This window comes from Bdellovibrio sp. ZAP7 (genome assembly GCF_006874645.1).
GTDB lineage: Bacteria > Bdellovibrionota > Bdellovibrionia > Bdellovibrionales > Bdellovibrionaceae > Bdellovibrio.
Genome location: NZ_CP030082.1, coordinates 1,509,435 through 1,526,867 on the forward strand (window position 1 = coordinate 1,509,435; position 17,433 = coordinate 1,526,867).

The window sequence follows — 17,433 nt, forward strand, 5'->3', positions numbered from 1 at the left end:
GCGTGTTTCTTGCTCCTCTGAGTCTTCAAAATGTTGCTCAACTTCGTCACCCGAGTGAGCGTGTTCCCGTAGGGGAACAGCGTGAATTCGCCGAAGGTTTGGACCTGATCGCCGACAATGGTTTTGACGGCTACGAAATGCACCAAAGCCCCAGCGGTTCCATGCAACTTAAAATCTTCATGGATGACAAAAAGGATGCGGGTCGATGCACTGTCAAAGTTTTGCAGGACGAGACCTCTGGCGTACTGGATTTCCGATGTGACCAATGTGGCACGCGCGGTGACACTAAAATTACTTGTTCGCACCAATTCGCAGCTTATGTGATTTTATGGCAGGCGCTTACTTTGGAAGAAGACGCTCCTGCAGATCCGCGCATTGAAAAACTCGCAGAAGATTTAAGAGGGCCCAGCCAACGTTCGCGCCAAGGTGTAACACCGGGCTTGGAAGCTGAAGCCACGGGATTTTTGCAGTCGATCACGCTTTATTCCGAAGAAGCTCCAGTTCTTCGCGGAGAAACCTTAAGCTCGCTTTTAAATGAAACTGAAAAACCACATCGCCTGATTGATGTTTCTAAGGAACAGGAAAGCCTGGCACCTTCGTTGTGGAATCTGCCGGATGTGTTTCGTAGAAAGCTCACTGCTTATTCTGAAAACTATTTTAATGAAGTGAACGAACAAAACCGCATTGCCGGAATGGTTCGGTATAATTTTAGCAATGGCGTGCAGGTTTCAGCCAAAGATATTCTGCGCCATCCACTTTACAAAAGCGTTCCTAAGGATTTATTACCTCAGCCACGCAAGCCGGATTCCGCATTTGATAAATGGCCCTTGACCCTACAGCGTGACAGTCTTTTTATCAGTCAGGGCCTTCGCGAAGTGGAAGAGATCATGCAAGTGGTTCTTTCCAACGTGGCGACAAAACTTAATCAGGGACAGCTCGAAGTTTATATTCAAGGCAAGAATTCACAAAAAACTTTGCCTGTTCGCTATATCGATTTCGATATGAGCCGTGAGTTTGAATGGCGCGTTGATTTTACGGATAAAGACACGCTGATCGCTCGCTTTGCTTTAACCAGCCCGGAACGCAAAAAGCCTTTTGCCTTTTTCGAATCTTTTGCATTCGAGGCAGAAGAAGGCGTTTTGGCTGTGCATCCGTGGTACCGCGAATGGAGTCAATTCGTTCAGGTATTAACGGACATCCATGAAGATGCTTTGCAATTCAGTCTAAGCTCTCAAGACTATCCTCGCGTAGAGATCGAAGGGGAGCTTGAAGCGAAACGCATGGTGAAGCACCTGCGCTCGCGCACGATTCCTTTGCATATCACTGGCGAAACGAAAGTTTTGCCCGAATCCCAAAGTATCACGGGTATTTATTTAACGGAAAACGGCAGCTTCCATTTGCAACACGAAGCGCGTGTTATGGGCCAAAAAGATCTGGCCCGTGCAGGTTGGACAGCACGTTCCTCTTTATACCTTCACGTTTTGTCGGAAGGCCTGCCGTACTTCTTGGGGGCGGATGCCAAAGACGTGGCGACCCGTGCGCGCGGTAAAAGGGATTGGGATTTAAAACTGCTGCGTCACTTGGGCGTGCTTCAATACTTGACTCTTGAGACTTTGAACTGGCACTTCGCGGGTGAGCTGACGGATGGTCGCATTGTCGAGGAAGACGAAATCTTTAAACTTGTACAAGACAATATTCAAGCTCTCTTGGTCAGCGGTACGGGCGTCGTATTAGCTCGTGATATGTCTTTGCAGGAGCTTTGCTCGCGCAACGTGCTGGTTTATTTCGATGACTATGTTTCTAAAACTCTCGCAGCCTTGAAATCCAGTGAGTCCTTTTATTCTGAATCCGGCGAAGTGATTTTGGAAGGCGCTGTCGAGCGCGAATTCCGCCTGATCTATGAAATGTTGAAACGTCTGGTGTCGACAACCAATGGGGATGCCTTTAAAAAATCTCGCACGTCATTCCTGTCAAAAATTTGGAATGGCGAACCCGAGAAGGATCCAACTTTGCGCTCGGGATTGTTCCACTTCCCGAATGTTCGTAAAGAAGGCTCTCACACTCATGACACCATTGAATCTCTTCAGGCCCTTTTGCCATTTGGCTTTAAGATTTACTACAAAGGTCAGGCTCTGCAGGAATTAAATGAAGATGACTTCCAAGTGGATTTCCTTTTAACCAGCGATGCTTCCGAAAAGTATTTCAACTGGTTTGAATTGAATCCAAAATTCTTCCTGAAAGGTCAGGAGATCGACGCCCAAGCCATGACAGGTTTTGGTGGCGGTGGAGTGATCGAGTACGACGGCAAGCTTTATCTAGTTCCTAAAAAGCAAATGCCAAGCCTGCGTCGTCTGGAAAATTTCTGGCGCAAACTGCAAGGCGGGAAATCCGATGCGAAAACCAAAGGTGGTATCGGGGAACGAGTTTATAAACTTCCTCGCCATCAGATTTTGGAACTTTTGGCATTGCGGGCTTCCGGCGTCGCCATTCGTGGGGATCACGAATGGAAAAAGATTTGTGATTTCTATGATGGATTGGGGCAGGGGCCTCGTCCGGTGCACATTCCTAAGACGGTGAAGGCTGAGCTTAAACAGTATCAGGAATATGGCGTGCAATGGTTACAGGATCTTTATAATCTGCGCCTGGGTGCTTTGCTGGCAGATGATATGGGTTTGGGTAAGACCTTGCAGACGCTGACGTTCCTGGAAGATCTACGTGTTAAAGAAGAACTGGGACAGGTTTTGATCGTTGTTCCTTCGTCATTGATCTTTAACTGGCAAAGTGAAGTACAAAAATTCGTACCCGATTTGCCTCTGGAAGTCTTTACCAATAAGGACCGCGATCGCTTGGGTAAAAAACTTTTCACCAAGCAGGATTGTGTCCTGATCACGACCTATGGTCTTTTGATGGAGCATGAGGACTTCTTGTCCCAGGTTCACTGGAAGACATTGATTTTCGATGAAGCCCAGAATTTAAAAAATATCACGACTAAACGCACCAGTGCGGCTCGTTCCTTGAATGCGCAATTTAAAGTCTGTCTAACTGGTACGCCGATGGAAAATCACTATGGTGAATTCTATTCTTTGGTGGATATACTGGTTCCAGGCAGTCTTGGTAAAATTGAAGACTTCCGTCGCCAATTCGTAAATACCGAAATGGTCACGCGTGAAGAAATGGATGATTTGAAATTAAAGATCAAACCATTGCTACTTCGCCGTACTAAAAAAGAAATCCTGGATCAGCTTCCAGAAAAACAAGAAACGAAGATGAGCATCGCTTTTGAAGACAAGCAGATGGAAATCTATCGTGACATCGCCTTGTCATATAACCAAAAGGTTCAAGAGGCGATGACGACGAACGGTGAAGCCAGCGTGCAACTGCAAATGTTGACGGCTCTTCTTCGCTTACGTCAGGCCTGTTCAGATCCTGCAGGTTTGCCAAATGTTCGTTACGAAAAAGTACCACCGAAATTGGAAACCTTGCTGGAATCGATTAGTGAGATCGTGGAATCCGGCGAAAGTGCTTTGGTATTCACGCAGTTCCTTCAAACCCTGGAACACACGGCCCGACTTCTGCACGAGGCCGGTATCCCAGTCTTTGTGCTTCACGGGGGAGTTCCAACAGCTCAACGCCAAAAGATTTTGGCCGAGTTCAATGCGACCAACGGTGGTGCTGTGCTCGTGATGACTTTGAAAACGGGTGGTGTGGGTCTGAATTTGACCAAAGCCAGCTACGTCTTTCATTTGGAACCGTGGTGGAATCCTTCGGTTGAAAACCAGGCAACAGACCGTGCACACCGTTTGGGGCAAAGCAAGGCTGTTCAGGTGTTCCGCTATATCATGCATGAATCTTTAGAAGAAAAAATCGAAGTTCTGAAAAATCGCAAAGGCGTTAAATTCCAAAACCTATTCGGCAATGCTGAATCAACGACAGATTTAGGCGGCAGCGCGAGTGGTGCTTTGAGCAAAGAGGATTTCGATATCTTGTTAGGGCTTAAATAATCAAAAGGTACGCCGTACCTTTTAGGGTGCGGCGCAATTCCGAATTATACTATTTTACGATTTTAACTTGGAACTTTTGCGCTTTGATTTTGCCGTTGCGAAGGCTGTTCAAAGCGTGATTGGCTTGATCCGTTCGGATCGCAACGTATGTATAGGTATCATGCATTTCGATTTTGCCGATATCGCCGGCTTTCAAACCACCCGCAGCACCGGTCAAGGCACCCAGAATATCTCCTGGACGGATTTTGTTCTTGCGACCGCCAGAAATCATCAGCGTTTGCATCGGGGCTTGTTTCCATTCCCAGTTCAAACCGAATTGGTTTTTGAAACCTAAGTTAGGTTTTTGGAATTTACGACCCGTGATGTTTTCAATTTCAATCAATTTCAAAGTATCGCGAGCTGATAGCAATGTCACAGCCACTCCGGACTTACCAGCGCGACCCGTACGACCGACGCGGTGAACGTAGGTTTCTGGCTGCAGAGGGAAGTCATAGTTCACCACCAGCTCAAGATTTTCAATATCCAATCCGCGGGCGGCAACATCGGTGGCTACCAAAATTTTGGCGCTGCCATTTTTAAACAAAGCCATTACGCGTTCGCGATCTTTTTGCTCCAGGTCGCCATGCAGGCAGGTGGCGCTGGCTTTTAATTCCGAGAACTTCGCCATCAAATCATTGACGGTGTTTTTAGTATTACAAAAGACGATGCAAGACTCAGCTTGATGCTGTTGCAAAACGCGCATCAGGTTTCCAGCTTTATCTTTTTCTTCCGAGTCATAAGTGACTTCTTCGATTTGTAAAGCTTCGGCGCCTTCTTCGATGGATACTTTTTGCGGATTTTTTTGATAGCGTTTGCTTAAATCTAAAACGGCATCAGTGAAAGTCGCTGAAAACAAAACTGTTTGGCGATTCACGGGAAGCTCTCGCATTAGATTTTTAATTTCAACGATAAAGCCCATATCGAACATCTTATCGGCTTCATCAAGTACGACAGTTTTGACATCATCCAAGAACAAGCGCTCTTTCGAGGCCAGATCCAAGATACGCCCGGGAGTTCCCACCGCGATCTGTACGCCTTTTTCAAGTTCAAGCTGTTGTTCGCGGCCTGTTTGGCCACCGCCAGTCAGAGCAATCGTTTGCAGGCCTGGAAGCCCACGGCCCAACTTACGGACCTCGGTTAATACCTGGATAGCCAGTTCGCGAGTCGGGCAGATGATAAGTGCTTGCAAAGTCTTTTGGTTGATTTCCAGTTGTTGCAAAATCGGCAATAAGAATGCCGCCGTTTTTCCACTGCCAGTTTTGGATTGGCCGATGACATCTTTGCCCGCCAGAAGTACGGGAATACTCTTTTCTTGAATAGGAGTCATAGAGCTAAAACCCAGTTCTTCAACGACAGTCAAAAGCTCAGGTTTAAGATTTAGTGCAGAGAAAGAATTCGTCGTATTCAATTAAAGGCTCCCGGGAATGGAGCCCAATATAGCAGAACTTAAGAGGAAATTCTAGTGCGCACTAGTTTTGAAGGCCGCTCAGCGCTTGCAGCCAAGGGCTCGTAATCTTTGACAATTGTACGTTGCTCTCGACCGGAAGGTGAGGGGCAAGCTCAGTTAATGCCAAAAGAGTGACGACTTTCTGTGGGAAATCCAAGGTCGTCCCGTCGCCATTCACATAGAACTGCTCCTTAGGATTAAAGAGCTGTTTGTTCATGGCATAATAGATTTCCTGGGCACTCCAAAGGTACGCATCAATCTTAGTCAGCTTCCAGGCCGCCAAGAGCGCACGAATAGCATAGGCTTGCTCGTAAGCGCGATATGGAACTTCAGCAGAGCGTTTAAATTCTTTCAGCTTATATTGCGATTGAACCAGGGAGTCTTCGTTGATCAGCTGGTTAGAAATAAAGTTCGCCAGGGACACGATCAAAAGTTTTAGATCGCGGCGACCCTCGATCAAGTCATCAAGGTTCGAGCGACCATTGCTGTCTTTTTCAAGCAAGATACTGGATTTTGTTTTTTCAACTCCATCCGTTGCTGCTAAGAACTCATTCAAGGAAAGCAAAAACTTCGCGACATCCACGGAGCGAACGATGTTGGATTTCACACCGTCTTTCATGTCAACGATTCCGCCCATAATGGCTGTCTCGTTGCTGGTGGAGTATTGATCTGCCCAGATGATGTTATCATCCAAAGTCACCAAAAAGACGGGAGTGGCTTTTTTCGTGATGTCTTTTAATAGAACTGCAACATCACCCACGTTCAAGGCAAAGAACATGTCTTTCGGGAATAAAGGACGTGCGAACTCCGAAGACTGAATGTCCTCGATTAATTCCTGTGCTTTAATATTTCCCAGGTACTTATCAAAACTGCTGACTTTCCAGTCGGCTGTGATTTTCAACATCTGGCTTAAGCCATCGATTTGTTCAGCAAAGGATGCAGCCGAAAAATCCTTGGCGTAATCCATTCCCGGATTCACATGGAAAGGATCCTGAAGAGTCACTTGATCAGGAATGCGGTAGGAATACGGCATCTCGGAAAGTTTCATGATGTCCAAAGGGTGTTTCACTTTCTCAACTGGAGAAAGTAACGCCGGTACCAAGCGGTCGTTGATGTCGCGATACCCACCGATAGTGATCAGCTTGTTAACCTGTGAAAGAGCTGTTTGCAGCCCCAGGCTTGCGTCGTCAGTATTTTCCATCAGTAAGGATCGCGCCATCACTGAAGAACCTGCCGTGTTGGCTTTAAGAGAAGCCGGGGAGCCCACGCCTTGAATTTGCAAAGGTGATTTCTTAGTCAGTTGCAGTTGAATAGAAGGCGTCTCAAAGCCAGCAACTTTACCCTCATAAGAGTTCATTTTCTTAACTGACCACTTATGCAAAAGATCTTTGACGTAGGGTTCGTAGTTGTTTTGAACATCGCGAATATCAGCGGCTTTCTTAGTGATGCCATTATCTACGTTATCAGCAAAGATAACTGGGATCTCATGCACGAATCCCAAAGCAAAGTTCTCGACCACATTGGTAAGGAACTTTAACGCCGTTTCATTTAAAGTATCGCGGATTTTCAAAACACCGAACTTTTCGATCTTTGGCAGGATAAATACTTTTTTAGTAATGCCATCGATCGGGCCACCACGACAGCCCGGTGTGCGCAAACACTCTAGCTCTTTTTCGTTTTGCTTACGAAGAAAATCATAAAGCGTTTCGTTCGCCGAGCCATAATACTTCTCGCGCTCTTCGGGAGTCAGGGTTCTCCATACGTCAACCAGAACCGTCAAGGCACCTTGAGCATCACCAATGACTTCAATGCCACGACCGATTTGCAAGCCTTGACTCAGTTGCTTGCTGTATTCGTCCGGCAAAGTGACTTCGAACTCTTTAAGGAGTTGCTGAATTAATCCCAGGTTTTTATAGAAGTTTGTGGATTCATAAAATGACTTCGTGAATGCCGCCATTTTAGCAAAGTAAGGCTTAGTTTGAGCCGATATTTCAGTAATCAATCCTTCTTCGACAGGAGCACTTAAACCCAACGAAGGAATTTGGCCAATGAAGGATTCTGTGAAGTTTTCAACTTCTTTAATCAAAATCTCCACGCGCACCTGGCGACTGGCCCAAGGGAATTGCTTACCAATAGAAATCAGACGCTCACGCAATTGCACTTTGGCGCGAGCCAGATCACTTTGAATAGTTTCAAGACTGGAAGTCACTTCCGTCTTAGTCTGCGCAATCACCAGTCCCGCATAAGGTGCCAGCGCTAAAGCCTGATATGACGTCGTTTTTGGTTGGGAGTAAAATTTTTTAATCCAAGTCAGACCCTTTTGGCGCAAAGTCGGATTGTTCGTTAATAAACCCAAAGTGTGAACATTTTGAGCCTGGCGGAAGAAATTTGAAGTCGAGACTTCACCTTGCCACGAGATATCCAATTTCGTGGCGTCAGACTCACGCAAACCTTCGCGTAAATTTACGTCTGAAAAACGAGGGCCGAAAATTTGAGTTCCACCGCCCAGGCTTGGTGATTGAACTTTAGGGGCACACGCCGCCAACAGGAGAGTTATCGCTAAAGAAATGCGTAATGCTTTTTTCATCAGTCCCTCCTAAAAGAAAAGCATCAGGTTTAATTCCTGAGCCAGTTGACGTTCCACATTCACTCCCGCGACATAATCGGAAATTTCCAAAGATGCGATCATTGGGAGTAAAGATTTCTTTTTAAAATAAGATGAGACTGTAGAATACACAATCTGCGCTTTCACTTTATGAAAGTTCGACGCTGTGTATTTGGAAAGCATGTCGTAACGAAGACCGCGGGAACCGCTGTATGAATCGGCCTCTTTATTTCCGTACTCGTATCCTGTTCCCAAACTCAGTTGATCGTTCCAATCATAAAACAGATTGCTGCCTACTATTTGAGAATTTCCAATTTGACGATGGATGCGCTCTTTGTTGACTGCATCAGGCAGCGTATCGTCTTCATTCGAGGGAACACGCTCCGTGATTTGATCTGGAACGTTTAAGATATAACTTGCGAAAGGAACCGCCGTCATTTTCCAGAACTTGTACGAGTAGGCGATAGTATTATTGATATTTGTACGACCAAAATTATTCAGCGCTGCCAAGTCATCACAATCATATTGTGGACCTGTCGGTAAATTGATCTGCGCCTGATAGATCAGCGCATTCTTTGAATCGTCAAAGAATTTATAGATGCTGACCAACTGAACGTCTCCCACAAAGGAATCGTTGTGGTCTTCAAGTTTCTTATAGCCTTTTTGCGCTAAAGTATCGTTGGTTGCTTTGCCCAAATCTGTATTAAGAGCCTCATCAAGCTCCGGGCTTAAACCAGAAAACTGCTGACGGTAATAGTCGATGTTTGAAAACTGCTGAGACAAAGTTATACGGTTGGTATAGTTCACAAAAGGAACCCCGGCAGCCACAGTCCATTTAGACGTCACTCCGCGTGCAAAAACAGGTGCGAAGTAATTCACGTGCGGTTGAGTGTCTACGTGTAAGACACCCAGGTTAAATTTATCACCCAAACCTGAGGCGCCAAACTTGTTTAAAGCCGTAATCAGCTTACGGGCATCGGCATTGAATTTTTGCAGGGTTTTGGCGTCGAAGTTAACAGACTTATAATCACCCAAAGTGATCAGGCTGCCGTCGTCTGTATATCTTTCACCAATGCCGTCAAGATTGCCATAGCGGAAGGAGGGACTATTGATGCCCTCTGGGAGAGTTTCGGTCGATAGCAGGGCGAAGGCACGGGAGGCACCCAAGAAAAGGCTACTTGCTATGAGTAGAATGATCACTACTTTCACTTTTATCCTCACCAGAATGCGACTCCGGTGTTATAGCCGGAATGCATAAAAAAGTCTTGTAGAAAGGTATCTTTTTACAGAATGTAAACTATGATGTTCCCACTGTGCTGGCTTAAACGAAGAATTTCTGCTAGAGTCCGTACACTATGACGACACTTAAGGTATTTCTTTCCGACTCATTTCATCCGCAATTAAATCTTGCGACGGAAGAATGGATTTTCCATAACCTGGATCCGTCCAGTCAGATTTTATTTTTGTGGAGAAACGAAGAGACTGTCGTCATCGGTCGCAATCAAAATCCCTGGTCTGAGTGCAATCTTGCACAAATGAAAAACGACAATGTTCATCTGGCTCGTCGAACGACGGGCGGTGGCGCTGTATTCCATGATTTGGGCAACACCAACTTTACTTTTCTTTCGCCTAAAGATGGCTACCGCCGCGAGAACAACATTCAGATTATCTTTGATGCTTTGAAAGAGTTCGGTATCCAGGCCGAAGCTTCAGGTCGTAATGATTTGATGGTGCCATTCCATGATGGCCCCCGCAAATTCAGTGGCAGTGCTTATCGCGAAAAGAAAGACCGCGCCTTTCATCACGGAACTCTGCTGTTACATGCAGATTTAACTCGTCTGGGTAATTACCTGACACCAAATCCCAAAAAGCTTCAAGCCAAGGGGAAAGAATCCGTTCGGGCGCGTGTGACGAATTTGAATGAGCTTTCTAAAGACATCAACCATGACAATGTGTCAGAGGCGATGATCCGCTCTTTTGAAAAATTCTATGGTGCCAAAGCTGAAGTGATCATGCTGAATCTTGAAAGCCTGCCCAAGATTCCAGAGCTAAAAGAGCAATATGATATTCTTTCTTCCTGGGAGTGGTTGTATGGATCCACTTTGGAATTCACTCACAAAATGGATGAATATCTGAGTCTGGGGTTCTTTGATTTTCATTTCATCGTCGTTGACGGTGTGATCAAAGATCTAAAGATTTATACAGACTGCCTGTATCCGGCACTTATCGAAAACATGCAACACTCGCTGATTGCAAAACACTATTCCGGTCACAGCGTAAAGAACGCCTTCGCAGAAGTCGTTCAAAAGTTTCCGGACCTTGAGCCACAGATTAATGAACTTGAATCCTGGCTTGTAAAGAATATTGAAATTTAAGGATGTCCCTGTGCAAGTTGATATTGGTAAATTAAATAAATTAAAAGCCGTGAAAAAAGCTGAATTCGGAATGTTTCTGGATGGCGGTGATGACGGGGAGATTTTATTGCCTCGTCGTTATGTTCCTGACGATTTAAATGTCGACGACGAGATCGAAGTGTTTGTTCATTTCGACTCCGAAGACCGCCTGATCGCTACGACTGAAAAACCGAAGGCCATGGTGGGTGAGTTTGCCCATTTGATGGTAAAGTCGGTGGAAAATGTCGGAGCTTTTCTGGATTGGGGCTTGGGTAAAGATCTTTTCCTTCCTTACGCAGAAATGACTCGTGACCTTCGCGCCGGTCAAGCGGTGGTTGTATTTATTTATTTGGATAAATCAGATCGTATCGCTTCTTCCATGCGTCTGGATCGTTATATCTCCAAAGAGCCTGGTGACTACAAAGAAGGTCAACAGGTAGATCTATTCATTGGGGCGCAGACCGATCTGGGTTTCAAAGCCATCATCAATGGCAAGCACTGGGGTATGATCTACACGAATGAAATCTTTGATCGTATCGTACATGGCCAAAGGTTGAAGGGCTATATCAAGAAAGTCCGTGAAGATGGGAAAATTGATTTAAGCCTGCAAAAGACGGGTCATCAAAGCTCAGAGGATATTGGACCTTTGATCCTTGAGCGCCTTCGCGAAGAGGGTGGCTTTTTGCCGATCAATGACAAAACTGCTGCCGAACTAATTTACGACATGTTCGGCGTCAGCAAAAAGAAATATAAAATGGCTTTGGGTGATCTGTATAAAAAACGTGTGATCACAGTGAAGGATGATGGAATCTATCTTAATAAATAGATTCCGAATCGACTTTCGTCAAAGAAGGTTGTTTGACCAATCCCGGCGGAAAATAGTTACCCTTCACAACGTCCTTGCTGGGGCCATAGAATCTGAAAGTCAGATTATAGTTGCTGCCGGCGGGAGTCGGTAGCCAGTTCTCTTCCGGTGCACCTAGCGGCAGCTTGCTCGCGAAATACAAAGTCACAGATCCATCTGCGTTCGGTTTGATATTTGATCGATTGTTGATTACGAACTTGTTCGCAGGATTCGGGATCACTTTATAGTTTTTTGAATCTACACCGGTGATGCTCCAGAAATATTTCGCGCGAGTGGAGGGTAGCTTATCTTTAGGAAAGGTCAGAGTGTAAACCGCACTGCCATCCAAAAGCTCACCCTTGGCATCGTTTCTGGCGCTGTAATAAACGGCTTCGTTATTGTTGTTGGCCCAGATGCCTGCATAGTTAACCAAGGCTCGCGCTTGATAGTCGTTTCCATAATTTCCAAAACGTCGCACAAGGTTCCAGCCATTTTTTGTGCGTTCCACTTTTTCTTTGAGCGCGAAGAAAGAAGGGATAGCTTTTTCTCTGATAATTTTAGCTGTGGCTTCGCGGGAGTTGTCGTGTCGGGCGGTTCTTTCCACTGTCAGAACTTTGATCTGCAGTCCGCCCATATTCGGATTGATGTCCTTTTCAGAGGAAAGTATCGAGGCAGCATTTTCAAAAATCTCAATGCCGGGAAGCTGATCGTGCTCAAATTCGACGATCTTTGGTGACTCTGTGATTTCCGGTTTACCGGTGGGATAAATCTTAATCTGACGTTGCAGTTTCACTGCTTCGTTGGGATCTTTGCCGAGTTCTACTCGGGCTAAGATGCGGGATTTTTTCGAGGGCAGAATCACTTTTTGAACCTCAGGGGCCAAGGTGACCTGTGAATCCTTTGAACAGACGGCGAACTTCCCGAAGGGATGCTTGGGATAAGTTCGGTCATTTAGATTTGCCGTGGTCTCGCCCCAGCCATTTAGGAATTGAACCGTATAATAGCGGTCTTTGATTTCAGGAATCTCCACGATGGTGCAACTGTTTTGGTCGATGGCCACCCAGGCTTCACTGTAGGCGACATCCAGGTTGGGGTTGGCCCACTGAACTCCACCGACATCCCGATGCTTGATTTCATTCCATTTCATATCGTCTTTGGTGAAATCTAAATTTTCCTGACGCAAAACCAGGATTCTGGCCATCAGATACTGATAGGCGTCGATGACCTCTTTGTCGGTGATGTTTTTTACGGGACGAGCCAGGGATGTTGTGGTGAACAGCAATGATGATGCGACAAATATCATCCATACAGTTTTCATAAAAAACGTCTCTCCTTACTTGTAAGACACGGTTCATTGTAAAAAATGATCTTGGATTTACCTACATGCTTATTGGCAACTCCAAACAGTTCTAAGTGCACTTGGCGCGCAAATTTATTCATCATGGATTTCAAAACAAATGGGAGGATTTAATGAATCGCTTTATGCTGGTTGCCTGCATTTTTTTACAAGCCTGGGTCGCCAAGGCCGAGGTAACGGGCGAGGAGATGAATAAAGCCAACAATCCTTTGACGCCGCTGGCGGCCGTAAATCTTCATGACTATGTGCAAAGCTCAGTCTATTCCACGGACGAAACACTGAATACGGCGTATTTGCGAATCGCTTCGCCGATGATGTTAGGTGGTCATGCGCAATTAGCGCGTATGACAATTCCCTATTCTTTTTCTGCTTTGGAAACTCCGACAACGACAACTTCGGGAGTGGGAGATGTCAGTGTGTTTGACGTTTTTCTATTTAAAGGAGTCGGTTCGATGGAATTTGGCGTGGGGCCGCTGTTAGTTCTACCCACAGCATCGAAGGATGAGACTGGAGCTGGCAAATGGCAGATTGGTGCCGCGGGAATCATCATGGCTCCGCAGTTTTGGGGCCTTTTAGGTGCTTTGATTACCTATCAGCATGATTTCGCCGGAGACAGTGATCGTCCCACACAAAATCTGGCAACGGCACAGCCCTTCGTGATTTGGAATATGCCGGCCGGTTTCTATTTAAGATCCGCGGGTATTATGATCTTTAACTGGGAAACTGGGGATTACAATATTCCGTTGGGAGCGGGACTGGGGAAGGTTTGGAAGCTTCAAGGGGGAACCACAATTAATCTGTTTGCGGAACCTCAGTGGACCGTGGCCCATGTGGGAGACTATACACCGAACTTTCAAACGTTTGTTGGTTTGAATTTCCAGTTCCCTTTGAAATAATCAGTAATTCACAGAGGACGAATACATAAATCCCAAGGTGTCGGAGTTGCTCGCTCCGACTTCGCTATTCTGAGAATACTTATAATACAATCCGAAATTGGCTTCATATGTTCTGTTGTTATAATTGATACCGGTTGAAAGCATCGAGATGGATTGGTTCGACATTTGCGTAAAACTTCCTCCTCCCATAAAGCGAACACTTCTGAAGGGCACTTTAATCCCCGTTGAGATATTGAAAAGGCTAAGATCAGATTCTTGCTGAATCGGTGTCGAGGGTAGTGCATATTGAGGTGCATAACTTAGATCCAACAGAAAAGTATTATCGCTGAAATGAAAGACCTGACCGACAGTCACTCCCAATATGGGATCGGTATGGGGAGTGTAGCGACCAAAAGTTTCTGTGGCTTGCGTATCTCCAGTACTTAATTGATTCTGATAGAGGTCTCCTTCGGAATACAGATTCAAAGCACGCCATTGTAAGGTTGCACCGATGCTATAGTCATCCCGGGCGCGCCAAACAAAACCGGGATTTAAAGCGATATAGTTTTGTTGTTCGAATTTTTTTTGATTTAAAGACGTGGTCGTTCCCGCCGAAACCGTATTAATGATTGAATCCGATCTCAGTTCATTCCAAGTAAAGGCAATAGAAAACCCCCAGGCCAAGGACTTATCAATCAAGCCGCCATAGGAAAGTCCCCCTTGTGCATATTGAAAGCGCACATCTTTGGCTGTCACTCCCCCTGAGGCATCTTGTATCCGAAAGGTGTTGTCGACATTGGTGGGATAGGAATAGAAGAAGCCGGTTTTTATTTTTTCATCGACACTGAAAACAGCCGATGTCATTAAAGTCGAAGAGGTGAACGATCCTGTTTGATTGTGAAATGCCGGGTCCTGCATTTCTTGATAGGCGATACCCGTGCCGGAAACAGTCAGGTTCAGTTGATATTCACAAAACCCCAAGCCTGCGGGATTGTAAAGGGGACTGCCGGGGGAACATAAAAGCCCCACGCCAGCATTTCCCAGAAAAGCTTCCTGACTGCCCACAGGGGAGAAATAGTAAGAAGCCCAGGTGCAAGCGGGACTCAGGAATAATAAAAGTAAAACGAAATACTTCATTCCAAGTCCCACATTCTTAAACTAATCAAGTGAGAACATCAGGTTAAGACCCACGGATTTATAATCAGCAAGTCCTTTTGCCATCGCCGAATTGTTGGCATCAAAGTATAGATCCAGGCCCCACCGGGAATTGAATTTAAATGTTGAACCAAAGACAAACGGAAATGACGGGGTATCAATACTTGAAAGTTTGCAATTTGGATCGCCGGAACAGGAGCTCGCAATGTTGATAGAGGCAATAAAACCCAGGTAGATCCCAAATTTTTCCTGCGGCTTAAACAGGATCGTGATGGGAATATCCAGATAGTCCAAATTGAAATCAATCTTGGTGCCTGAGTCACTTTCCGTTTGCAATGGTCTTTGTGTGTACAGCAGACCAGAGCGGAAGTGGGCGATATTTCCCTCTAAAGGCATGTGCACAAAGGCGCCAGCCTGCAAACCTGTGCGAGCATGGGTCGAGATACCGGGCCCATAGGCATAACCGTTTTGTTGGCGAGCTCCCAACTCAATTCCGTAATCCAAAGCGGCTTGAGCCGTGGACGTAAATATGAAAGCAGCAACGAGCGAAATAAAATACTTTTGCATGAATGTTCTCCTTTGGTTAATTAACGACGAAAGCCACCACCGCCACCACGAAATCCACCGCTTGCGCGCATGCCACCACCGCCGTGAAGGGCGGGAGCACCGCCACCAGTGCGTTGCATGTCAGCCGCTGGTTGACGGGGTTGTTGTTGAGGCGCACGGCCTTCGTGGGAGCGTTCTAAATTTTGAATGTTGTCGGGTTTGCTGACGGGGGTCCAAGTATCCGGACCATTGTATTTGGACCAGTCGCCTTTGCCATTACGACGATACACGCTGCCATCGTGTCCTGCGTAAACGGTGTTGCTATCAAGGCCACGAGCAAACTTAGTGTTGCCAATCGTGTTGATGGCAACTCCATGTCCCCCAGAGCCCGTAATCACCGTGCGTTTACCCCAGTTGTGATAAGTGTTATCAACATTGATGTTTACATAAGTTGGACCCCAGCAGCAAGATCCCCATCCCCAAGGATACATCACGGCGCCCATCGAAAAGCCCATGTAAAATCCGGCATCGTATCCCCACCCATACCCCACGCCAAATCCGTAAGTATAGGGTGGGGGATACCACGCAGACGAAGAAGTATAGGCGCTATAAGCATAACCGGTTCCATACACAATCGTGCCGTCAGCGGAAACGAATGTGCCGTGATACCCTGGCGTATAGCCAACAATCACATACTCTCCGTTCGTGCCGTAAACACGCACGTAAGTGACGTAATACAAGGGTGATGACGGTGGAATTTGATAAATCTGATCAGGAACAGCGATCGAAACGTCCCAAGGTCCTTTCGCCGTCGTCGAGTTAAACCAAACACCATCTTGAACCACATAGAACAAACTTGGATTCAACATTAGCATCGGGGTGTTGCAATTTTCTGCATACTGCATTGATGTCCCAGGAATCTTTTGCCATTTGATTTCGCCATCGCACACCAAGTTCTTTGGTTTTAGAGTGCGAGGCACTTGCGCGGTCTGAGGAATTTGACTGGTAATCAAAGCTTCCTTAGCTTGGGGAGTTCCCGGTACTGATACCAAAACCTCGGCGACCTGACTGGTCACAGGAATTTTCGCAAAATCTTTTGGCAGGTTTTTGCCTTTCGCAAAACTCCAAGGTCCTTCAAGGGCTTTCGCTGTGAACCAACGCCCAGAAATCAAAGTGTAAAACTGCTGAGACGAAGACTCCAAGAAGATGGAATTAGGAGAATTTGAAACATAAAGCAGGCCCGTGTTTTCGACCGCTGAATATTTGGGAGTGCCTTCAGATTGTAAAAGCTCCGTCGGGCGAGTCGCGATAAAGACTTTAGGAGTGACGCCCGGTGGGAAGATTGAATTTCCATCCGATGTTCTGCCTTCCAAAGGATCTACGGTTTTTGCTTTTAACAGTTCCTCTTTGGCCATCACAAACTTTGACGAGGGTTCTGATTTGGTCACATTAAAAGGACCCGTCGCACTGGGGGCCGAGAACCATTTCCCCAAAGCCCACAGGTAATATTCCTTGTCGCTGTTTTTTAAAATCAGCGCACTTGTATTCACCACACGCTGCACGTTTTTTTCTTTGCCAGCAGGCCCTATAACCGGCTCGCCGGAAATCATAATTAAAAGGCTCGGCTGAGTCGCAAAAATCACCTGGGGTGGATCATTTTTCAGTTCCGGAGATTTTCTTTTTTTATTAGAGGAAAAAGCGTCTAAATTTGAAACCACGTTGTGATAGGGGATTACATAGTTTTTGCCGTTCAGTGATTTCTCAAGTCGCGCTTTCAGCTCCTCGCGTTTGGCGGCGTTCTCAGGAAACTGCAGATCCGTGACCTTGATCGTTTGCAGTGTCAGGGTGTCATCGCCCTTGTCGATTAAAGTGCTCGCTTTCAACAGAAAGGACCCATAGGAGTCTTTGCCGTCTTTTTGATATTTAAAGGCGGCACGAGCGGTGATGACGTTGTTATCGAGGGATTCGACTTGCGGTTGAAAAACAGTGATTTTTTCTTTCGCTGCGGTTTCTACATCACGCGGCCAGATGACCGTTGTGGCGGCAGCAGGCGTTTGCTCCTTGGTATCTTTGGCTTCAGGAGCTGCACGAGTGGCTAGCCCAATTAAAAGTACAATGCAAACAGCAGCTGAAAACTCCAGTCTCATCGCGTCCCTCCTGATCTTATTTCA

At 46.1% G+C, this 17,433-nt stretch carries 11 protein-coding genes; 4 read left to right on the forward strand and 7 right to left on the reverse strand.

Features of this window, described 5'->3' with window-relative positions; genetic code table 11:
* Nucleotides 1-2: 2 nt before the first annotated feature.
* Entirely contained in the window at nt 3-4,001 is a 3,999-nt protein-coding gene (locus DOM22_RS07375; protein ID WP_168196598.1) for a DEAD/DEAH box helicase, read from the forward strand.
* A 49-nt stretch (nt 4,002-4,050) separates the two neighbouring features.
* On the opposite strand, the gene dbpA is transcribed toward DOM22_RS07375, so the two are convergent.
* The 3 genes from dbpA to DOM22_RS07390 all read right to left on the reverse strand — a co-directional run bounded on the left by dbpA (nt 4,051) and on the right by DOM22_RS07390 (nt 9,301).
* Nucleotides 4,051-5,448: an ATP-dependent RNA helicase DbpA gene (gene dbpA / locus DOM22_RS07380; RefSeq protein WP_142699752.1), complete on the reverse strand. Its 1,398-nt coding sequence runs from the start codon at nt 5,446-5,448 to the stop codon at nt 4,051-4,053.
* A gap of 61 nt (nt 5,449-5,509) precedes the next feature.
* Nucleotides 5,510-8,074 carry a hypothetical protein gene (locus tag DOM22_RS07385; RefSeq protein ID WP_142699753.1) on the reverse strand — a complete coding sequence of 855 codons (2,565 nt, stop codon included), beginning with the start codon at nt 8,072-8,074 and terminating at the stop codon, nt 5,510-5,512.
* A gap of 9 nt (nt 8,075-8,083) precedes the next feature.
* A complete protein-coding gene (locus tag DOM22_RS07390; protein ID WP_246845885.1) occupies nt 8,084-9,301 on the reverse strand; it encodes a hypothetical protein in 1,218 nt (405 codons plus the stop codon).
* 146 nt (nt 9,302-9,447) lie between these two features.
* On the opposite strand from DOM22_RS07390, the gene DOM22_RS07395 reads away from it, so the two are divergent.
* Complete coding sequence (locus tag DOM22_RS07395) at nt 9,448-10,467, forward strand: lipoate--protein ligase (protein ID WP_142699754.1); 1,020 nt, start codon at nt 9,448-9,450, stop codon at nt 10,465-10,467.
* Nucleotides 10,468-10,477: 10 nt separating this feature from the next.
* Nucleotides 10,478-11,311 (forward strand): S1 RNA-binding domain-containing protein, encoded by an 834-nt coding sequence (locus tag DOM22_RS07400; RefSeq protein ID WP_246845886.1) that lies wholly within the window; start codon nt 10,478-10,480, stop codon nt 11,309-11,311.
* On the opposite strand, the gene DOM22_RS07405 is transcribed toward DOM22_RS07400, so the two are convergent.
* Nucleotides 11,301-12,647: a DUF1214 domain-containing protein gene (locus DOM22_RS07405; RefSeq protein ID WP_142699755.1), complete on the reverse strand. Its 1,347-nt coding sequence runs from the start codon at nt 12,645-12,647 to the stop codon at nt 11,301-11,303. The genes DOM22_RS07400 and DOM22_RS07405 overlap by 11 nt on opposite strands.
* A gap of 152 nt (nt 12,648-12,799) precedes the next feature.
* Here DOM22_RS07405 and DOM22_RS07410 point away from each other — a divergent pair, with 152 nt between their 5' ends.
* Entirely contained in the window at nt 12,800-13,582 is a 783-nt protein-coding gene (locus DOM22_RS07410; RefSeq protein ID WP_246845887.1) for a hypothetical protein, read from the forward strand.
* On the opposite strand, the gene DOM22_RS07415 is transcribed toward DOM22_RS07410, so the two are convergent.
* The 3 genes from DOM22_RS07415 to DOM22_RS07425 are packed head-to-tail and all read right to left on the reverse strand — an operon-like array spanning nt 13,583 to nt 17,409.
* A complete protein-coding gene (locus DOM22_RS07415; protein WP_142699756.1) occupies nt 13,583-14,698 on the reverse strand; it encodes a hypothetical protein in 1,116 nt (371 codons plus the stop codon).
* A gap of 21 nt (nt 14,699-14,719) precedes the next feature.
* Complete coding sequence (locus tag DOM22_RS07420; RefSeq protein WP_142699757.1) at nt 14,720-15,283, reverse strand: outer membrane beta-barrel protein; 564 nt, start codon at nt 15,281-15,283, stop codon at nt 14,720-14,722.
* Nucleotides 15,284-15,303: 20 nt separating this feature from the next.
* Nucleotides 15,304-17,409: a DUF3300 domain-containing protein gene (locus DOM22_RS07425; RefSeq protein WP_142699758.1), complete on the reverse strand. Its 2,106-nt coding sequence runs from the start codon at nt 17,407-17,409 to the stop codon at nt 15,304-15,306.
* Nucleotides 17,410-17,433: the final 24 nt, after the last annotated feature.